We start from the raw sequence: 17,475 nt of genomic DNA on the forward strand, positions 1-17,475 counted from the left end.
AATCCTATCGTCAGGGGCTGTATAGCGAACTTTGTCGCGTACGGGATACGCACAAGCGACATCGCGGTTCGACATCGTCCTCAGGCTGGCGACGGCGTGATTGCCGCTGCCGTCTTCCCCGTGAGGTCGGTGATGATCGCGCCGATCAGCGTGCGTAACCAGCGGTGTGCGGGATCATGCCGATAGCGGACGTGCCAAGCCATTTCCACGGGAAAGCTGCCAAGGTCGACCGGAGCCGGCAGGATCTTCAGCCGGGGGTCGTGCATCAGCCGCCGGCAGATGAGCGAAGGCAAGGTGGCGCAATAGTCGGTCACGGCCACCATCTCGGCTACCGCGAAGAAGTTTGTCACGGAGATTGCGACGTCGCGCTTCAGCTGCTGCTGCGCCAGCGCCTGGAACAGCCCGGCGCGCATCCGTCCGGGCGGCACGATGTTGACATGCTTCATCGTCTCGAACTGCTCGCGCGTCATGACATCGCCGACGCCCGGATGGTCGGCACGGACGGCGCAGGCGAGCCCTTCGTCCATCAGGTGCTGGACGACGAGGTTGTCGGGCGGATCGACGATGCGGCCCAGCACGAGCGCCGTCGTGCCTGACACGACGCCTGTTTCCACAAGATCGGGGTCAGGACATAGAACGGGCACAGATATACGCTAAGCGTCTCTGCGCGCACTTATGGGTCGACTCTATGCGTCGACGACTCCAGCATTCCAAAGGCATCCATCGGACAGTTGTAGCATCGCCTCTCGTCGCAGAGCCGGCATATCGGGGTCGTTTGCGGGAGGGGGCGAAATCCTACGCTAAGCCGAGGACGCGCTTTCCGTAATCTCTGAGTTCACCCTTGGGACCGACATAGCGGTAGAGAGTGACGCGCTCGATCCCGAGTTCCTTGCATAGCCTTTCAAATGCGGGGTGGTGGTGTGGGCCGGACGCGGGATACGTCCGGCCGATTCGGGTCAGGCCGCGAGGGCGAGGTCGACCTTGGGGAAGTCGATGTCGGTGTGCGCGACGTTGTTCATGAAGTTGGTCATCGTGTTGAGCGCGACGGCCGCCACGATTTCGACGATGCGGGCATCATCGAGCCCGGCAAGACGTGCAGCGGCGAGCTGCGCATCGCTGATCTGGCCACGGGCTTCGATCAGGTCGTAGGCGAGTTTGGCGATAGCATGATCGATCGCATCGGCACCCTTGCCGTGGCGTGCGGCGGTGATGGCGTCGGCGGAAAGCCCGGCACCCTTGCCCATCATCGTATGGGCCGACAGACAATAGGCGCAGCCATTGGCCTGGGCGACGGCAAGCGCCACGATTTCGCGCTGCTTGGCGGTCAGTTTGCCGGTTGCCAGCCCATCGGACAACGCGAGATAGGCGTTGAGAACGGCAGGTGACTGGGCGAAAGTGCTGAACAGGTTAGGGACCATGCCGATCTTGGCTTTGACGGCAGCGAGGGTAGCCTGAACGCCGGTGTCGGCAGTGGCGAGATCGACGGGAGCAATACGGGGCATCGGGATTTCCTTCGAAAGCGGTGCGAGGTTGCACAACGCTTCTATCTGCGACTATCGATGCACATTGGTGCCAATTATATTGCAGATCGTTCAGATGGATCTTTTCGCTGCGCTCTTTGCGCATACCGCCCGACCGCTCAGACGTTCTTTTCCGGCAATCTGCGCGCCACGGCGCAGTTTACCGAACGCGGCCATCTCCATCTGCTCAAAGCGGGCGCGCTGACGCTCAGCCAATCGGGCGCGGCGGACATCGTGGTCAGCGAGCCCAGCTTGCTGTTCTTTCCCCGCGGGCGAGCGCATCGCTTTACCGGGGCAACCGAAGGCGGCGCCGATCTCGTCTGCGCGACCGTCGATCTGGGGAGCGACACCGGCAACCCGATCAGCGAGGGGTTGCCCGACCTCATAATCTTGCCGCTGGCGTCGCACCCGGCGGTGGGGCCCGTGTGCGCCTTGCTCATTGCCGAAGGTTTTGCCGAGGATGACGGGCGTCAAGTGGCCATCGATCGCTTGTTCGACTATCTGCTCATCCTGATCGTGCGGCATGTCGTCGCGGGTGGCCTGGTCACCGACGGCGTGCTGGCCGGGCTAGCCGATCCGCGACTGGCCAAGGCGCTGACGGCGATGCACGAACAGCCCAAGCGGAGCTGGACGCTGGACGATCTGGCGGAGGTGTCGGGCATGTCGCGTACCCGCTTCGCCACGCATTTTCGCGTCGTCGTCGGGCGGACGCCGGTCGACTATCTGACGCGCTGGCGGATGACGCTCGCGCATCAGCTTCTTGGCAATGGCAAGCCCGTCAAGGCCGTGGCCGGGCTGGTCGGCTATGATAGCGCTGCGGCGTTTTCGCGGGTGTTCGCAAGGGTCACCGGGGATACCCACGCGAGGTGAAGCTGGCCCCAGGCTGGCCAATCAGCCGCCTCAACTCTGAATTTGCGCTAGCGCGATGACAGCCGAGCAGGGCTGACGCAGCGGCATCGCCACATGGCGCGCTGCTCGATCTGGCGGGACGTGCGCGTGGCGATGATGCCGACGATGTGCTGGCGCTGTGGAAACGGCGCGGCAAGCGCGCGTTCGACGCGGAAGGCGAAGGGAGCGAAGCGCAATGAGCGATTTCGATATCGAGGCGGTGCGCGCCCAAGTCCGCGCGATGGATTTTGTGCACGGATCGCCCGCTGAAATCGCCATGTGGCGCGAGGACATGGCGGAGTCTCGCGCCAACCTCGTGATCGAGGACATGATCCCGACGCCCAACGACGATGCGTTTTTCGACATGCTGCTGGGTGAAGGGGTGTCCCCTCCCCTCGTGTCGCAAATCCTGCTCCGGCTGCTCGATCATCCCGACGCCGATCGATCCTTGCCGATCACGCCAATGCCGGAGTGGAAAACAGCATGACCGCCGCCAAGCCTTTGATCGTTGCCAGCCTGGCCGTCCTTGTAGGCTGCACCCTGGTCGCGCCGCCGCCAGTGGTCCAGTCAGCGGCTCCTCCGGTGATGGCCGGAACGAATGCCAGCATCGTGACGGTGCGAGTGGACTTCGCGTTACAGGCGCGCTGATGACGGGGCCGCTCATCGGCGGGTAACGCCCGTTAAGGGGTCAGGACATAGAACGGGCACAGATATACGCTAAGCGTCTCTGCGCGCACTTATGGGTCGACTCTATGCGTCGACGACTCCAGCATTCCAAAGGCATCCATCGGACAGTTGTAACATCGCCTCTCGTCGCAGAGCCGGCATATTGTCAGCGCCGAGACAGCGTCGTCAGACATCTGCGCAAGTATTGTCTCGGCGATACGTTCCAGCACGAGGCGGTCAGCGTTCGAAACATCGCTCAGAAGAGCTGATAAAGTCTCTTTTCTTCGTTGTAACATTGCAGACAGGCGATTCTCTCCTGCTTCGGAGAGCATCAGCGCCACTGCACGACGGTCGCGAAGTGCTTTCGATCGAACGGCGAACCCGGCTGCAACCAATCGATCGACAAGCCGCACCGCCCCCGCGTGGGACAAGCCTAGCACCCGTCCTAATTCGTCGATCGAAAGACCGCTCGCGTGACCGATGACGACGATCGCCGCGGTGGTTTCGCCACCGCCGGGTATCGTCGGGTCGAATGCCGCCTTCTTAATTCGATCGGTGATGCCCACTGCGAGGGCGCCGAACAGATTGACGAGCCGGTCCGAGAGTACGTTCAAAGGGTTGCCTCATTCATTGACGGCGTATAGTGTATGCGCAGCGCATATATCACGCCTGTCTAAGCATGAAGGCAGGTCATGCGCCATGATGAAAGCGAGGCACCATGTTTTCGACATTACACATAGCTGAAAAGACGACCGGCTCTCGCGGGTCTCTCGCGTTGCTGCGCTGGGCGCTGGTGGTCATCTTTCTCTGGTTCGGTTGCATGAAATTCACGAGCTATGAAGCGATGGGCATCGCGCCATTGATGAAGAACAGTCCGATCATGAGCTGGATTCCGGCCGTTTTTGGGGTGCAGGGTGGAAGCTATTTTATAGGCACCGTCGAGCTCGCGACGGCCGCTGCGCTGATTATCGGTGCTTTCAACAAGACGGCCTCCGCTCTCGGCGCGGCGATGTCATGCCTGACTTATGCCGTGACACTGACGTTTTTCCTGAGCACGCCTGGCGTCGCCGAGCCGACCGCTGGCGGGTTCCCGGCGATTTCGGCCGGAACCGGACAGTTCCTGTTGAAGGACCTGGTGCTTCTTGCGGCATCAGCGTGCCTTCTACTTGCGTCCATACGGACAGCAGACGCGTGACGGCAAACAGGTGATAGGCGACGCTCCGGACCTGCGCTTTTGCCGAACCATACCCGCCTCAGCCCATAACGATCGACAAACCCTGTCGCTTTGATAGGGTGTTCGAAAACATGCTTTCGAGGGTTTGTCGTACATGCTGGTCGGATATATGCGGGTGTCAACGACCGATGACCGCCAAACGGTCGATCTCCAGCGGGACGCGCTCGTCGCAACCGGGGTCGATCATCGGCATCTCCATACCGACAAGGCATCCGGCGCGCGCGACGACCGACCAGGCCTGAAAGCCTGCCTCGACTATCTGAACGCGGGCGACACACTGATCGTGTGGAAGCTCGACCGGCTCGGACGCTCGCTGCCGCACCTGCTGACGATCGTCACCGATCTGAAGGCGCGCGGCATCGCGTTCCGGTCGCTGACCGAGCAGATGGATACGACCACGCCGCACGGCGAATTGCTGTTCTCGCTGTTCGGTGCATTGGCACAATATGAGCGTGCGCTCACGCGCGAACGGGTGATGGCGGGACTGGCTGCTGCCAAACGCCGGGGACGCCAAGGTGGCCGCCCGCCGATGATCGACGCCGAAACGCTCGAGCGGATCACCGCCGCGCTGGATGGCGGGGCCAGCAAGGCGTCCGTCTGCCGGACCTTCAAGGTGCCGCGTTCGACCCTTCTCGGCACGCTTGCCCGGATCGGCTGGACCGCACCGGCCAAGGTCTAAGCCGATGCCGCGTCGCGCCGTCCTGTCGGACGAGCAACGCGCGGCGTTGCTCGCGCTTCCCGACGACGAAACCCTGCTCGTCCAGCACTGGACATTGAGCCGGGACGACTTGGCCATCATCGTCCGCCGGAGGCGACCGCATAACCGGCTGGGTTTCGCGATCCAGCTTTGCGCGCTGCGCTATCCTGGCCGTTTCCTGCGACCCGGTGAACTGATCCCTGATACGCCGCTCGCGTTCGTCGCAGAGCAATTGCAGGTCGGACCCGAGGTGCTGGCCGACTACGCGACGCGCGGCCCGACCCGGTACGAACAGCTCGATGCACTGCGCGATGCATTCGGCTTCATGCCGCTCAGTCGGCCGCTGCGAACGACGTTGCAGGAATGGCTCCTGCCGATCGCGCTGACGACGACCAGCGGGGCTAGGCTGGCGCGCGTGATGCTGGATGAGTGCCGGCGACGGCGCATCATTGTGCCGGGCATCAGTTCGGTCGAGCGGATGGTCGCACAGGCGTTGCTCGATGCCGAACGCCATGTCGCCGAGCATCTGACCCGAGGACTCGATGCTCGACAGCGCCGGCTGCTCGATGCGCTTCTCCTGCCCCACACAGGCACGAACTTGAGCGATCTGGCCTGGGTGCGGCAGTCACCCGGCAAGCCCGGCCGAAAGACATTCGCCGCCATCATCGAGCGACTGACACTGCTTCGGGCCATCGGGATCGATCCGGATATCGCCGTAGGCGTCCATCCCGAGCGCCTCCGACGCCTGTGCCAGGAAGGCGTGCGGCTGACCGCGCAACATGTTCGGACGCTGCAAGCGACGCGGCGTCGCGCCACATTGGTGGCGACCATCCTCGAAACCATCGTTACCCTCACCGACGATGCGGTGCTGATGTTCGATCGCCTGCTTGGGCAGATGTTCCGGCGCGAACAGAACAGCGCGGACACGACACTCAAGCGCAACCGGCGCACCATCAACGGCAAAATCCGGCTGCTTGCCCAACTCGGCGCTGCCTTGCTCGCCGCCAAGATATCAGGTGGCGATATCGGCGCTGCGGTCGAGGCAGCGATCGGATGGAATGATCTCGGCCGCGAGGTCGATGAAGCCCGCAAGCTGATCCGCCCCGATTCGGTCGATCCCGTCGCGGTCGCCGCGACCAATTACCCCGTCCTCCGACAGGTCGGTCCCTCGTTCATCGCCTCGTTCACATTCGGGGCGGTGCCAGCCTGCCATGCGCTCGCGCGAGCGGTCGCGATCATGCGCGACCTTCATTTTGGTCATCTGCGCAAATTGCCTGCAGGCACGCCAGTCGGCTTCATCCGGCAAGCTTGGCGTCGGGCGATCGGCACCGGCATTCCCGATCGCAGGATCTATGAATTGTGCGTGCTGGTCGAGCTTCGCGACCGGCTTCGCGCCGGCGACATGTGGGTCGAGGGAAGCCGACGCTATCGTGCTGTCGAGCAGCAACTCATTCCTGCCCCCGTATTCGCCAACATGCGCGCGGCCGGCCCCTTGCCGATACCGGCACCGGATACGGCCGATATCTGGCTGGCCGAACGACGCGCCCGCCTCGCCCGTCGATTGGCCGAGGTCGAGCGAAAGGCGGAGACGGACGCGCTGGAAGACGTGCAGCTCAGCTTGGGCAGGCTGCGGATTTCGCCCTTGAAGGCGATTACTCCCGAGGAATCCGATACCGCCCTTGCGCCGCTCTATGCGCATCTGCCCGCGATCCGCATCACCGACCTTCTTGCCGAAGTCGATCGATGGACCGGGTTCAGCCAGTGCTTCACGCATCTGCAAAGTGGCCGTGCCGCGGATGAACCACGTGCGATCCTCACGGCGGTGCTCGCCGATGCCACCAATCTGGGCCATACGCGCATGGCGGAAGCCTGCAATCTCGTGACCCAGCGCCAACTCGGTTGGCTCGCCTCATGGCATCTGCGCGAGGAAACCTACGGTCGCGCGCTCGCCCGGCTTGTCGACGCCCAACACACCGCGCCGCTGGCCGCGCTGTTCGGGTCCGGCACCTCGTCCAGCTCAGACGGTCAGAACTTTCCGCTCGACCGCCGCGCCCAGGCAACCGGCGCAGTCAATCCGCACAAGGGGACAGAGCCGGCTGTCTCCTTTTACAGCCACGTCTCGGATCGCTACGCGCCGTTCCATTCCACAGTTATCTCCGCTTCGGCGAGCGAGGCGGCACAGGTGCTCGACGGGCTGCTCCACCACGGCGCCGATCTGCACATCGAAGAGCATCACGTCGATGGCGGGGGCGTCTCCGACCATGTGTTCGCGCTATGTCATCTGCTTGGGTTCCGGTTCGCGCCGCGTATCCCGAATATCGCCGCACGCCGTTTGCACCTGTTTAACGGCATCGAACCCGGCCCCGATATTGCGCCGCTGGTCGCGGGCCGCATCGACGAAGGTCTGATCGAGGCACACTGGGACGACGTGCTGCGACTGGGAACCTCGATCCGCACAGGCGTCGTCAGCGCCTCGATCATGCTGGAACGGCTCGGCTCCTATCCACGCGCCAACGGCCTGGCACTGGCGTTGCGCGAGATCGGTCGCGTCGAGCGTACCCTGTTCACGCTCGACTGGATCGAGCAGCCCGAACAGCGTCGCCGCGCCACCCGCGAACTCAACAAGGGAGAAGCGGAAAATGCCCTGAAACGCGCCATCTTCTTCCATCGCATCGGCCGTATCCGCGATCATGCGCTGCAAGCCCAAAGCCATCGGGCGAGCGCGCTGAACCTCGTCGCCGGTGCCATCGTCCTGTGGAACACGACCTACCTGCAAGCCGCCCGGATGCATCTCGCCAACCTCGGCCGGCCGGTCCCGCCGGACCTGCTGCAACACCTATCACCGCTCGGTTGGCAGCATATCAATCTCACCGGCGATTACCTCTGGACCGATCCCGATGCGCCATCCACCGCGCTCAGACCGCTTCGCCAGATGCGCGCCGTCGAAGGCACGGCAAAACCTTAGCGTATATCTGGGTCCGTTCTGTGTACCGACCCAAGATCGTTCCCGTAGGGCGTCAGACGAAGCTTTATGCCGGGGGCGACCTTCTCCAAGCGCGCCACGATAGCGGGGACGAGGACGAACTCGACATAGCCGTTTGGCGCGATCGTGAAGAGCCGTTCGGCCTGTGCGGGGTCGAAGGCCTGCTGACCGAGGACCGCGTCGTCGAGCTGGGCGAGTGCCTCGGCGATCAGCGGTGAGAGTTCAAGCGCGATCGGGGTCGGCTGGATGCCGTAGCGCTCGCGGACGAACAGTTGGTCCTGAAGCATCAGTCGTAGACGCGATAGGGCATTAGACAGGGCGGGCTGTGTCATGCCCATTCGCTCGGCGGCCCGCGTGACGCTGCGCTCCTCCATCAACGCGACGAAAATCGGCAGCAGGTTCAGATCGTAGCGCATGCAGTCATCCTGTCAGACGTATATCTGACATCAAAAAGATAAACTTCTAGAATATATCAACGAGGCCCATTTCCCATCCATCGGCGACGGGCGCCGCGAACATGGAGGTTCAGATGAGCAAGGGTCAGGTTCTCGTTCTCGGATCGAACGCGACACAGCTCGGTCTGCGTAGCGGCAGTACCGCAACGGTCGGTCAGTATCTCAACGAGACGGCAGTCCCCGCGCTGGCACTGCTCGACGCCGGCTATGATATTGTTCTCGCTACGCCCAACGGGACCAAGCCGCACATCGACGCCGGCTCCGACACGAAGGACCACTTCGGCGGTGATGAGGCGGCATACCAGCGCGCCAAGGACTTCTTCGCCAGCCACCCGGCCATGAACGACGTCCGCACGCTGAAATCGGTTGTCGACGAGGGTCTGGACGGCTTCGTTGGCGTGTTCGTGCCGGGAGGTCACGCGCCCATCGTCGATCTGATGCAGGACCGCGATGCGGGCACGATCCTCCGTCACTTCCACACGGCGGCCAAGCCGACCGCGCTCCTCTGCCACGGACCGGTGGCCGTTGTCTCTACGCTCGACGATGCTCCGGCCTTCCGCAAGGCGCTGGAGGAAGGCGATGACGCTGGCGCGGCCGACCTGGCGCGAGACTGGATCTACTCAGGCTACCGCATGACAGTCTTTTCGGCGAGCGAGGAAAAGATCGCTGAGGAGCAAGTGCTGAAGGGCGAGCTCTTCTTCGACATGGAAAGGGCGCTGCGGTCGGCCGGTGGCGACGTCTCTGTCACCGACAAGAACTTCGCTTCGAATGTCGTCGTGGACCGGGAACTGATCACGGGTCAGAATCCGGCGTCGGACCGAGCCATGGCCGACGCTTTGATCGAAGCCCTCGATCGCGCCGCTGCGTGAGTACCAGGATGACGGGCGGGGCGCTCAGGATGCGCCCCGCTTCGGATATAACCAGGACAGGATATGGTGCCATGACCGCCCACGTGAAGATCGTCGCCGTCCTCACCGCGCGTGCGGATACCGTCGACCGCCTGCGCGCTCTGCTCGACGCCATGCTAAAGCCAAGCCGTGCCGAACCGGGCAATTTGCGCTACGATCTCTGGCAGGACCAGAGCGATCCGAACCGCTTCGTCCTCGACGAGCTGTACGCGGACGCGGATGCGGTTACCGCCCACCGCGCGACGCCCCACTTCCAAAACTACCTCTCTCAGATCGGCGATCTGGCCGAGCGCGGCGCGTTCGTCCTCAACCCCGTCTCCGCGACCTAGGGGTGCTGCCATGGGCAAGCTTAAAGAGTGGGTGGGGTCGGCGCTGCTGGCACAACCGTTCTACATAGAGGAGCTGCGGATGATCGGCCTGTTGGCACCTGCGCTTCGCCTGGGCCTTATGAGCCTCGTTCATCCACGCGGCTACCGCTGGCGCGGGGCCGCGACCCAGCGAAACAATCAACATCTGAAGTGAAGGAAACACAGTCATGACCAAAGGTATCGAAGGCAAGGTTGTTCTCATCACCGGCGGCAGCACCGGCATCGGCGCGGAAACCGCGCGGCTTCTCGCCGAACGCGGTGCGAAGGTCGCCATCGCCGCACGGCGCAAGGACAAGCTCGACGAGGTCGTCGCGCAGATCGCCGAGAACGGCGGAACGGCACGCGCCTATGCGCTCGACGTCACCGACAAGTCGGCGGTCCAGTCGGTCGTCGCCGCGATCGTCGCCGACTTCGGCCGTCTCGACGTACTGATCAACAACGCCGGTCTGATGCCGATCCGTCCGATGGCCGAGGTCAACACCGACGAGTGGGACCAGATGATCGACGTCAATCTGAAGGGCACGCTCTACGGCATCGCCGCGGCCCTTCCCGGCTTCCTGGAGCAGGGCAGCGGCCACATCATCAACCTGAGTTCGGTTGCGGGCATCAAGGTCTTCGCACCGGGCGGCACGGTCTACTCCGGCACCAAGTTCGCCGTCAGCGCGATCAGCGAGGGCTTGCGCCACGAGGTGGGGGAAAAGGTCCGGGTCACGTCGATCGAGCCCGGAGCTGTCGAAAGCGACCTGAAGTTCACGACGTCGGGTACGGCTGCCGAGACGGTGCTGGACTTCTACAAGCAGGCCATCCCGGCGGCATCGGTGGCGCGTGCTATCGCGTTCGCCGTCGAACAACCTGATGACGTCGACGTCAACGCGATCGTCATCCGGCCGACCGCGCAGGAGTTTTGATTTCGACGAGGAGGCGGGGCCGCGTGTGCTCCGCCTCATGGGGAACGTGCCGGCCCGCTCGTCCGTTACTTTGCCGAATGATATCTGTCCGTTTCACTTGAGGAGTGATTTATGCCCAAACTTGCCCTGTATGTTCCACTGAAGGCCAAGCCCGGAAAGGAGCGCGATGTCGCCGATTTCCTGACCTCGGCATTGCCGCTCGTTCAAGCTGAGCCGGGCACTCTGACCTGGTATGCCATCGAGGAAGGTCCCGGTGCATACTCGATCTTCGATACGTTCGACACGGAGGAGGATCGGCAGGCCCATCTTGACGGCAAGGTTGCCGCCGCACTGATGGACAAGGCGGACGAACTGTTTTCCGAACAGCCGCAGATTCACAAGTTCACCCTGCTGGCCGCGAAATAGCGGGAGCAGTCGGCACCCTAGCGCTTCGCTCTCATCGCCCGCGTGGGGGCAACTGTGATGTTCACCCGAGGGCGATAGGCTGTCGCTTACGGATCATGGCGTTGAGGATGACGAGGAGTTGCCGTGCGACGGCGATAAGGATGGTCTTTGGGGCCTTGGCTTTGGCGCGCATCCTGTCGCGCATGGCGGTGAGGACGGGAATGCGCCGTGAGGCATTGAGGGCGGCGATGTAGAGGGCTTCGCGGACCTTTCGCCGTCCACCCCAGATGCGCCTGGCGCCGCGCCATGTGCCACTTTCGCGGGCGTGCGGGGCCAGGCCTGCGAGCGAGGCGATCTTGCGACGGCACAGCGTGCTGAGTTCGGGAAGTTCGCCGAGCAGGGTGGCGAGGACGGTGGGCCCGATGCCGGGAACAGCCGTCAGCAGCCGGGCCTGTTCGGACAGGGCCTGATCCTGGGCGATGAAGCCTGCGATCTGGTGGTCGAGCTGGGCAATCTGCTGGCTGAGCAGGTCGATCATGGCCTCGATGGCTTGTACGATTTCGGGCTGACCTGCGCTGTGGCGATGCAGCTTTTCGGCTTTGCGCATGTCGACCAACTGTCTGCGACGACGCAGGAAATCGGCCAGGCGCGAACGGGCTGGGCTGAGCGGGATGGTAGCGGGCAGGTCCAGCGCCGCGCCCATCTGCGCGAGCACGCGGGCATCGACGCGGTCGGTCTTGGCCAGCGTCCCGGTGGCTCTGGCGAACTCGCGCGCCTGACGCGGATTGACGCGCGAGAAGGGATGGCCGCGTGTCGCCAGCGCAGCGATCAGGTCGCCGTCGCAGCCGCTGGTCGCCTCGAAGACGAGGCGGATGTCGCGGTCGAGCGTGTCGAGCCAGACGGCGATGGCCTCGGGTGTATTGGCGATCTGCCCGATCCGGCCTGATGGCAGCTCGCAAATGTCGATGACGGCACGCGAAAGGTCGCAGCCGATGACGGCTTGTGGCATGGTATAGGCTCCTGTCCATGTCGTGCGGGATCAGCAGTCCCAAGCAACTGTTCAGGGTTGTGACCAACGCGGAAGGGACCCTTGCTCCCTATCGGGCTCCAGACCCTCGGGGGGGACGGGCTCCCTTCCGCAACACCTTCATACCACCGTCGCATCAGACAGGGGGGGGGCGGGCGCGGCGGTGTTGAGCGGTTTTCCCCGAACTGGCCACGGAGACACGTCATGCACACCATCCAGACACTCGACCTGAACGACGCGCGGACGATCATCGATGCGGGGATCGCGGAGGCCGAGCGGATCGGCAGCCCGTCGAACATCGCGGTGGTGGACGCGGGCGGCTGCCTCCTGGCGTTCGCGCGGATGGACGATGCGTGGCGCGGCAGCGTCGACATCGCGATCAGCAAGGCATGGACGGCGCGCGCGTTCGACGTCGAGACCAAGGCGCTGGCGAAGCTCGCCCAGCCGGGCGCCGACTTCTACGGCATCCATGCCTCCAACGGCGGCAAGGTGATGATCTTCGCCGGGGGCGTGCCGATCAAGGAGGGCGAGACGGTGATCGGCGCGGTGGGCGTGTCGGGCGGCAACGGCAAGCAGGACCAGGGCGTGGCCGAGGCGGCGGCGCAGGCGTTCGCGCGCGGCTGAGCCCTTGAGCGCGGTGCCGGGCGCGGCGGTGCCGGCTCAATCGACAGCGGCGGGCGCGCCTCGCGCTCGTCGCGGGTCGCCTCCGTTTAGCACGTTATTCGGCCGTTCTGGCCCGGTCATTCAGAAAGCGGCCGTGAATCCATTTCAGGATGGCCCCAACGCGACGGAACCTCTCCGGTGGCGGAAGATTGAGTAAACTGCGATCACTTGAAAGGTGCCATGTCCTCCGCCGTTGCTATGAACAGGATCATGACCACGCTCCCGATCTGATGACGCGTTGAAAAGAGCTGCGAAAGGAAAGATCCGTGAAAGCTGTCGTGTACAACGGGCCCAAAGATGTTTCTGTTAATACCATTGACGATCCCAGGATCGAAAAGCAGACCGATGTTATCATCCGGCTCACCACGACCAATATCTGCGGGTCGGACCTTCACATGTATGAAGGCCGTACCAGCTTCGAGAAGGGCAGGGTCTTCGGCCACGAAAACCTTGGCGAGGTCATCGAAGTCGGTTCTGCCGTAGATCGCATCAAGAAGGGCGATCGCGTGTGCATGCCGTTCAACGTTGGTTGCGGCTTCTGCGAAAATTGCGAACGCGGTTTGACGGGTTTCTGCCTCACGACCAACCCTGGAACCGCCGGCGCAGCGTATGGCTTTGCCGAGATGGGTCCGTGGCAAGGTGGTCAGGCCGAGTTGATGCGCGTCCCTTATGCGGACTTCAATTGCCTGAAGCTGCCTGAGGACGCTGAGGAGAAGGAGGATGACTATGTCATGCTCTCCGACATCTTCCCGACGGGGTGGCATGGCGTCGAACTGTCAGGTTTCCTTCCTGGCGAAAGCATTGCGATCTACGGCGCCGGTCCGGTCGGTTTGATGGCCGCGCACTCGGCGGAAATCCGCGGCGCCTCTCAGATCTTTGTCGTCGATTCTCACGATGACCGTCTGAAACTGGCCGAGGCGATGGGTGCTATTCCGATCGACATGCGCAAGGGCGATCCCGCCCAGCAGATCCTTGACGCGACCGGCGGCCTCGGGACCGACCGGGGGTCGAGGCGGTCGGATATCAGTGTTGCGATCGCCACGGCAAGGAGCGCAGCAACTACACGATGAACTGCCTCGTCAAAAGCACGAAGGCCACCGGCGGAATCGGCGTCGTCGGCGTGTTCATTCCGGAAGACCCGAACGCACCTGACGATCTCCAGAAGGAAGGCAAGATGGCGTTCGACTTCGGCAACTTCTGGTTCAAGGGCCAGAAGATCGGCACCGGCCAGTGCAACGTAAAGCACTACAACCGGCGACTGATGAAGCTTATCGAGAAAGACCGGGCCAATCCCGCCCAAATCATCTCGCACCGACTGCCGCTTGATCAGGCACCAGACGCCTACAAGCACTTCGACGAGCGCGATGTTGGCTGGACGAAGGTCGTGCTCAAGCCGGGCACCTGACCTTAGTCTTCGAGGGAACAGGAAATAGATTATGACTTTGGAAGGCAAATCGGTTGCCATTCTGATCGCACCCCGCGGGACGGAAGAACCAGAATTCTTGAAGCCCAAGCAAGCTGTCGAGGACGCTGGTGGCGAAGTGACCGTGGTCGGTTTTGAACCGGGCGAGGCTCGCACAGTCAATAGCGATCTTGACGAGGGCGCCAGCTATACTATCGACAAGACGTTTTCCGAGGTGCAAGCCGACGATTTCGACGGACTTGTTGTTCCCGGAGGGACTGTCGGTGCCGACAAGCTGCGCGGCAGCGTCGAGGCAATTGGTTTCATCCGGGCTTTCTTCGATCAGAAAAAACCTGTTGCGGCTATATGCCATGCACCCTGGACATTGATCGAGGCGGGCGTGCTTAAGGGTCGCACCTTGACGTCCTACCCGACGCTGAAGGTCGATATCGAGAACGCCGGCGGTGTGGATCGGCGTGGAAAAGGGACCCCGTTAGCGGGGTGATCGGCGTCGAAAAGGGACCCCTCATCCTGGTGTTCTAGGCTGTTCGCTTGGCGGTGTGTCAGGCGGCGAGATCGGGATGCTGGTATTGGAGACGGTGTTGAGGATCCGGCGCGAGCACGCGTCGGGCAAGGCCATCAAGGCGATAGCGCGGGACCTGCACCTGTCGCGCAAGGTGGTGCGCAAGGCGATCCGGGCGCCGGAAGCGGACATGGGTTATCGGCGAGAGGTGCAGCCGCTGCCGAAGCTGGGGCCGTTTCAGGCGCGACTGGATGCGTTGCTGGAGGAAGATGAGGCACGGCCGCGGCGCGAGAAGCTGCGCCTCACGCGCATCCACGACCTGCTGCTACGCGAGGGGTTCGATGGCTCGTACGACGCGGTTCGCCGTTATGCGGCGCGCTGGCGGCAGGCGCAGCGTCGCGACGTGATGAATGCGCCGGCGTTCATCCCGCTGCTGTTCCGGCCGGGCGAGGCTTACCAGTTCGACTGGAGCCACGAGGACGTCGAGATCTCGGGCAAGCCGATGCGCGTGAAGGTCGCGCATGTCCGGCTGTGCGCGTCGCGGGCAATGTATGTGCGGGCCTATCCCCGCGAGACACAGGAGATGCTGTTCGACGCGCATGCACGGGCGTTTGCTTTCTTCGGAGGCGTGCCGACGCGCGGCATCTACGACAACATGAAGACGGCGGTGACGAGCGTGTTCACCGGCAAGGAGCGGGTCTTCAACCGTCGCTTCCTGGTCATGGCCAACCATTACATGGTCGAGCCGACCGCCTGCTCGCCGGCGTCGGGCTGGGAGAAAGGTCAGGTCGAGAACCAGGTGCAGACCGCACGCGGTCGCTTCTTCCAGCCGCGCCTGCGATTTACCGGCCTCGAGGAGTTGAACGGCTGGCTGGAGGCGGAGTGTCGGCGCTGGGCAGAGTTGCACCAGCATCCCGAGCAGAAGGAGCTGACAGTCGCCCAGGCATGGGCAGCAGAACGGGCGGTGCTCCAGCCTGTTGTCGCACCCTTCGACGGCTTCCACGAGAGCGAGCATGCGGTAAGCGGCACATGCCTCATCAGCTTCGACCGCAACCGCTATTCCGTTTCTGCCAGGGTGGTGCGACGTGCCGTCCAGGTCCGCGCCTATGCCGACCGCATCGTCGTGCGCTGCGACGGTGAAGTCGTCGCCGACCATCCCCGGTTCTTCGGCCGCGACCGGACCATCTACGACCCGTGGCACTATCTGCCGGTGCTGGTGACCAAGCCGGGTGCCCTGCGCAACGGCGCACCGTTCCAGGGCTGGGAGTTGCCGCCTGCGCTGGCACGACTGCGGCGCAAGCTTGGCACCGGCGACGATGCCGACCGGCGGTTCGTGCGGGTGCTGGCAGCGGTGCTCGACGACGGGCTGGAGGCGGTAGAAGTGGCCGTGCGCGAAGCATTGCTGGCCGGCGTCGCCAGCGACGACGTCATCGTCAACATCCTGGCCCGCCGGCGCGAACCGCCGCGACCGCTGACTATTGTCACGCCAGAAGATCTGGCGCTGCGCCATCCGCCCCGTGCCGACTGCAACCGCTATGACAGCCTGCGAGGTCTCCATGCAGCGGCATGAGATGATGACGGCCATGGCCGAGTTGGGGCTGAAGGGCATGGCTGGCGCCTTCGACGAGGCGGTCACTACCGGTCTCCAGCGCAAGCGCACGACCATGGAGGTCCTGACCGACCTGCTGCGTGCCGAGGCGACGCACCGCCATGCAGCCTCGGTCCGTTACCGGATGTCGGCCGCCAGGTTACCCGCGGTGAAGGACCTCGACGCCTTCGTCTTCGGCGACACTCCCATCAACGAGGGACTGGTGCGCTCGCTGTACAGCGGCTCGTTTCTTCCGGGCCAACGCAACGTCGTGCTGGTCGGTGGAACGGGTACCGGCAAGACGCATCTCGCCACCGCCATCACTGCCAATGTGGTACGAGCCGGCGCCCGCGGACGCTACTTCAACACAGTGGACCTGGTGAACCGGCTCGAGGAGGAAACGCGCCTCGGCAAGGCCGGCACGCTGGCGGCCCAGCTTTCGCGCCTCGATCTCGTGGTGCTCGACGAGCTTGGCTACCTGCCGTTTGCACGCTCGGGCGGTCAACTGCTCTTCCACCTCGTCAGTAAGCTCTACGAGAAGACCTCGGTCATCGTCACCACCAACCTGGCCTTTGGTGAGTGGCCGACCGTCTTTGGCGACCCCAAGATGACCACCGCGCTGCTCGACCGCATTACCCACCATTGCGACATCGTCGAAACCGGCAACGACAGCTGGCGCTTCAAACATCGAAGCTGAAGCCTGGGGCACCGGCAGAGAACGCTTCGTGCTGGTTCGCCTCCGGTCGGGCTACGCCCGCCCTACGCCGCAACCAGCACGAACAGTGCGCCCGTCATACCCGTTACGCTGCTCGACGAAGGGGGTCCCTTTTGCACGCCGATAGGGGGTCCTTTTTGGACGCCGATTGACAGCGAGCCGGCGAAGCGAGGCGCGCACCCGCTCAAGCTCCTCGATCTTCGCATCCAGTTCGGCAATGCGCTCGCCCGCGAGCTGGCGCGCGCGGGCGCGATCGTCGGTCGCATCCAGCGCCAGAAGCTCACCGATCTGCTCGAGCGTGAAACCGGCTGCCTGCGCCGAGCGGATGAAGCGAAGGCGGCGGGCGTCATCGGTGCCGTAGCGCCGGATGCCGCCTCCGGCGCCAGCCCCGGTCGGCCGGTCTGGCTCGTCCAGCAAACCGCGACGCTGATAGTAGCGCACCGTTTCGACGCCGACGCCGCCCTCGCGCGCGAGCGCCGCGATCGTCATGCCGGTCATGCCTTGAGTCCGTACTATGGTACGGACCCTATATAGGCGGGGCGAGGA

General features: G+C 63.7%; 18 protein-coding genes and 6 pseudogenes. 17 read left to right on the plus strand and 7 right to left on the minus strand.

Annotation, left to right across the window (positions count from 1 at the left end):
- Positions 1-80: 80 nt before the first annotated feature.
- The 3 genes and pseudogenes from A7E77_RS16320 to A7E77_RS16325 all read right to left on the minus strand — a co-directional run.
- Positions 81-620: pseudogene (locus A7E77_RS16320) on the minus strand (LysR substrate-binding domain-containing protein); the annotation flags it as partial.
- Between the two features lie 175 nt (positions 621-795).
- Positions 796-897: pseudogene (locus A7E77_RS17500) on the minus strand (transposon DNA-invertase); the annotation flags it as partial.
- A gap of 59 nt (positions 898-956) precedes the next feature.
- The gene (locus tag A7E77_RS16325) at positions 957-1,502 is read right to left on the minus strand and encodes a carboxymuconolactone decarboxylase family protein (RefSeq protein ID WP_063690214.1); all 546 of its coding nucleotides are present in this window, start codon (positions 1,500-1,502) and stop codon (positions 957-959) included.
- Positions 1,503-1,559: 57 nt separating this feature from the next.
- On the opposite strand from A7E77_RS16325, the gene A7E77_RS16330 reads away from it, so the two are divergent.
- From A7E77_RS16330 to A7E77_RS18110, 4 genes and pseudogenes are all read left to right on the plus strand, one after another.
- Positions 1,560-2,390 (plus strand): AraC family transcriptional regulator, encoded by an 831-nt coding sequence (locus A7E77_RS16330; RefSeq protein WP_226341935.1) that lies wholly within the window; start codon positions 1,560-1,562, stop codon positions 2,388-2,390.
- Positions 2,391-2,479: 89 nt separating this feature from the next.
- A pseudogene (traD, locus tag A7E77_RS17505) lies at positions 2,480-2,608 on the plus strand (conjugal transfer protein TraD); the annotation flags it as partial.
- A complete protein-coding gene (locus A7E77_RS16335) occupies positions 2,605-2,895 on the plus strand; it encodes a hypothetical protein (RefSeq protein ID WP_063690216.1) in 291 nt (96 codons plus the stop codon). The pseudogene traD and the gene A7E77_RS16335, both read left to right, overlap by 4 nt.
- The gene (locus tag A7E77_RS18110; RefSeq protein ID WP_192930060.1) at positions 2,892-3,056 is read left to right on the plus strand and encodes a hypothetical protein; all 165 of its coding nucleotides are present in this window, start codon (positions 2,892-2,894) and stop codon (positions 3,054-3,056) included. The genes A7E77_RS16335 and A7E77_RS18110 overlap by 4 nt, the downstream gene beginning before the upstream one ends.
- A gap of 89 nt (positions 3,057-3,145) precedes the next feature.
- Here the strand turns inward: A7E77_RS18110 and A7E77_RS17510 are convergent, their stop codons facing one another.
- Complete coding sequence (locus tag A7E77_RS17510) at positions 3,146-3,688, minus strand: MarR family winged helix-turn-helix transcriptional regulator (RefSeq protein ID WP_078462357.1); 543 nt, start codon at positions 3,686-3,688, stop codon at positions 3,146-3,148.
- A 104-nt stretch (positions 3,689-3,792) separates the two neighbouring features.
- Between A7E77_RS17510 and A7E77_RS16340 the strand changes: the two genes are divergently transcribed.
- From A7E77_RS16340 to A7E77_RS16350, 3 genes are all read left to right on the plus strand, one after another.
- A complete protein-coding gene (locus A7E77_RS16340; protein ID WP_010339850.1) occupies positions 3,793-4,269 on the plus strand; it encodes a YkgB family protein in 477 nt (158 codons plus the stop codon).
- A gap of 133 nt (positions 4,270-4,402) precedes the next feature.
- A complete protein-coding gene (locus A7E77_RS16345) occupies positions 4,403-4,987 on the plus strand; it encodes a recombinase family protein (protein ID WP_010339849.1) in 585 nt (194 codons plus the stop codon).
- A 4-nt stretch (positions 4,988-4,991) separates the two neighbouring features.
- Positions 4,992-7,970 carry a Tn3-like element ISMpo10 family transposase gene (locus tag A7E77_RS16350; protein WP_012449407.1) on the plus strand — a complete coding sequence of 993 codons (2,979 nt, stop codon included), beginning with the start codon at positions 4,992-4,994 and terminating at the stop codon, positions 7,968-7,970.
- Positions 7,971-8,002: 32 nt separating this feature from the next.
- Here the strand turns inward: A7E77_RS16350 and A7E77_RS16355 are convergent.
- A pseudogene (locus A7E77_RS16355) lies at positions 8,003-8,404 on the minus strand (LysR family transcriptional regulator); the annotation flags it as partial.
- Between the two features lie 113 nt (positions 8,405-8,517).
- On the opposite strand from A7E77_RS16355, the gene A7E77_RS16360 reads away from it, so the two are divergent.
- The 5 genes from A7E77_RS16360 to A7E77_RS16375 all read left to right on the plus strand — a co-directional run bounded on the left by A7E77_RS16360 (position 8,518) and on the right by A7E77_RS16375 (position 11,032).
- Positions 8,518-9,312 (plus strand): type 1 glutamine amidotransferase domain-containing protein, encoded by a 795-nt coding sequence (locus tag A7E77_RS16360; RefSeq protein ID WP_063690385.1) that lies wholly within the window; start codon positions 8,518-8,520, stop codon positions 9,310-9,312.
- A 71-nt stretch (positions 9,313-9,383) separates the two neighbouring features.
- Positions 9,384-9,680, plus strand: coding sequence for a putative quinol monooxygenase (locus tag A7E77_RS16365; protein ID WP_063690219.1), 297 nt, complete (start codon positions 9,384-9,386; stop codon positions 9,678-9,680).
- A gap of 10 nt (positions 9,681-9,690) precedes the next feature.
- On the plus strand, positions 9,691-9,873 hold the full coding sequence (locus tag A7E77_RS17810; protein ID WP_151895509.1) for a hypothetical protein: 183 nt from the start codon (positions 9,691-9,693) through the stop codon (positions 9,871-9,873).
- 13 nt (positions 9,874-9,886) lie between these two features.
- On the plus strand, positions 9,887-10,627 hold the full coding sequence (locus tag A7E77_RS16370) for an SDR family oxidoreductase (protein WP_063690222.1): 741 nt from the start codon (positions 9,887-9,889) through the stop codon (positions 10,625-10,627).
- A 111-nt stretch (positions 10,628-10,738) separates the two neighbouring features.
- Positions 10,739-11,032, plus strand: a complete 294-nt coding sequence (locus A7E77_RS16375) for a putative quinol monooxygenase (protein ID WP_063690226.1) — start codon at positions 10,739-10,741, stop codon at positions 11,030-11,032.
- A 61-nt stretch (positions 11,033-11,093) separates the two neighbouring features.
- On the opposite strand, the gene A7E77_RS16380 is transcribed toward A7E77_RS16375, so the two are convergent.
- Positions 11,094-12,020, minus strand: a complete 927-nt coding sequence (locus tag A7E77_RS16380) for an IS110 family transposase (protein WP_078462358.1) — start codon at positions 12,018-12,020, stop codon at positions 11,094-11,096.
- Positions 12,021-12,242: 222 nt separating this feature from the next.
- On the opposite strand from A7E77_RS16380, the gene A7E77_RS16385 reads away from it, so the two are divergent.
- The 5 genes and pseudogenes from A7E77_RS16385 (at position 12,243) to istB (ending at position 16,911) form a co-directional block, all read left to right on the plus strand.
- Positions 12,243-12,662, plus strand: a complete 420-nt coding sequence (locus A7E77_RS16385) for a GlcG/HbpS family heme-binding protein (protein WP_063690229.1) — start codon at positions 12,243-12,245, stop codon at positions 12,660-12,662.
- A 305-nt stretch (positions 12,663-12,967) separates the two neighbouring features.
- Positions 12,968-14,106, plus strand: a pseudogene (locus A7E77_RS16390) (glutathione-independent formaldehyde dehydrogenase).
- A gap of 31 nt (positions 14,107-14,137) precedes the next feature.
- A pseudogene (locus A7E77_RS16395) lies at positions 14,138-14,569 on the plus strand (DJ-1/PfpI family protein); the annotation flags it as partial.
- 115 nt (positions 14,570-14,684) lie between these two features.
- Positions 14,685-16,196, plus strand: coding sequence for an IS21 family transposase (istA, locus tag A7E77_RS16400; RefSeq protein ID WP_078462179.1), 1,512 nt, complete (start codon positions 14,685-14,687; stop codon positions 16,194-16,196).
- Positions 16,183-16,911 carry an IS21-like element helper ATPase IstB gene (gene istB / locus A7E77_RS16405; protein ID WP_062127353.1) on the plus strand — a complete coding sequence of 243 codons (729 nt, stop codon included), beginning with the start codon at positions 16,183-16,185 and terminating at the stop codon, positions 16,909-16,911. Before istA ends, istB begins: the two co-directional genes overlap by 14 nt.
- 51 nt (positions 16,912-16,962) lie before the next feature.
- Here istB and A7E77_RS16410 read toward each other — a convergent pair whose 3' ends face one another.
- Positions 16,963-17,427, minus strand: a complete 465-nt coding sequence (locus A7E77_RS16410) for a MerR family DNA-binding protein (protein ID WP_226341936.1) — start codon at positions 17,425-17,427, stop codon at positions 16,963-16,965.
- Positions 17,428-17,475 lie beyond the last annotated feature (48 nt).

The sequence above is a fragment of the Sphingomonas sp. NIC1 genome (assembly GCF_001638925.1).
GTDB classification, from domain to species: domain Bacteria; phylum Pseudomonadota; class Alphaproteobacteria; order Sphingomonadales; family Sphingomonadaceae; genus Sphingomonas; species Sphingomonas aquatilis.

Excerpts from the sequence above, each read along its gene's own strand:
- A7E77_RS16385 (WP_063690229.1), top strand. The coding sequence starts at position 12,243 with ATGCACACCATCCAGACACTCGACCTGAACGACGCGCGGACGATCATC.
- A7E77_RS16375 (WP_063690226.1), top strand. The coding sequence starts at position 10,739 with ATGCCCAAACTTGCCCTGTATGTTCCACTGAAGGCCAAGCCCGGAAAG.
- A7E77_RS16350 (WP_012449407.1), top strand. The coding sequence starts at position 4,992 with ATGCCGCGTCGCGCCGTCCTGTCGGACGAGCAACGCGCGGCGTTGCTC.
- A7E77_RS16410 (WP_226341936.1), bottom strand. The coding sequence starts at position 17,427 with ATGACCGGCATGACGATCGCGGCGCTCGCGCGCGAGGGCGGCGTCGGC.
- A7E77_RS16360 (WP_063690385.1), top strand. The coding sequence starts at position 8,518 with ATGAGCAAGGGTCAGGTTCTCGTTCTCGGATCGAACGCGACACAGCTC.
- A7E77_RS17810 (WP_151895509.1), top strand. The coding sequence starts at position 9,691 with ATGGGCAAGCTTAAAGAGTGGGTGGGGTCGGCGCTGCTGGCACAACCG.
- A7E77_RS16370 (WP_063690222.1), top strand. The coding sequence starts at position 9,887 with ATGACCAAAGGTATCGAAGGCAAGGTTGTTCTCATCACCGGCGGCAGC.
- A7E77_RS16365 (WP_063690219.1), top strand. The coding sequence starts at position 9,384 with ATGACCGCCCACGTGAAGATCGTCGCCGTCCTCACCGCGCGTGCGGAT.
- A7E77_RS16340 (WP_010339850.1), top strand. The coding sequence starts at position 3,793 with ATGTTTTCGACATTACACATAGCTGAAAAGACGACCGGCTCTCGCGGG.
- A7E77_RS16335 (WP_063690216.1), top strand. The coding sequence starts at position 2,605 with ATGAGCGATTTCGATATCGAGGCGGTGCGCGCCCAAGTCCGCGCGATG.
- istB (WP_062127353.1), top strand. The coding sequence starts at position 16,183 with ATGCAGCGGCATGAGATGATGACGGCCATGGCCGAGTTGGGGCTGAAG.
- A7E77_RS16380 (WP_078462358.1), bottom strand. The coding sequence starts at position 12,020 with ATGCCACAAGCCGTCATCGGCTGCGACCTTTCGCGTGCCGTCATCGAC.
- A7E77_RS16330 (WP_226341935.1), top strand. The coding sequence starts at position 1,560 with ATGCACATTGGTGCCAATTATATTGCAGATCGTTCAGATGGATCTTTT.
- istA (WP_078462179.1), top strand. The coding sequence starts at position 14,685 with ATGCTGGTATTGGAGACGGTGTTGAGGATCCGGCGCGAGCACGCGTCG.
- A7E77_RS16345 (WP_010339849.1), top strand. The coding sequence starts at position 4,403 with ATGCTGGTCGGATATATGCGGGTGTCAACGACCGATGACCGCCAAACG.
- A7E77_RS16325 (WP_063690214.1), bottom strand. The coding sequence starts at position 1,502 with ATGCCCCGTATTGCTCCCGTCGATCTCGCCACTGCCGACACCGGCGTT.
- A7E77_RS18110 (WP_192930060.1), top strand. The coding sequence starts at position 2,892 with ATGACCGCCGCCAAGCCTTTGATCGTTGCCAGCCTGGCCGTCCTTGTA.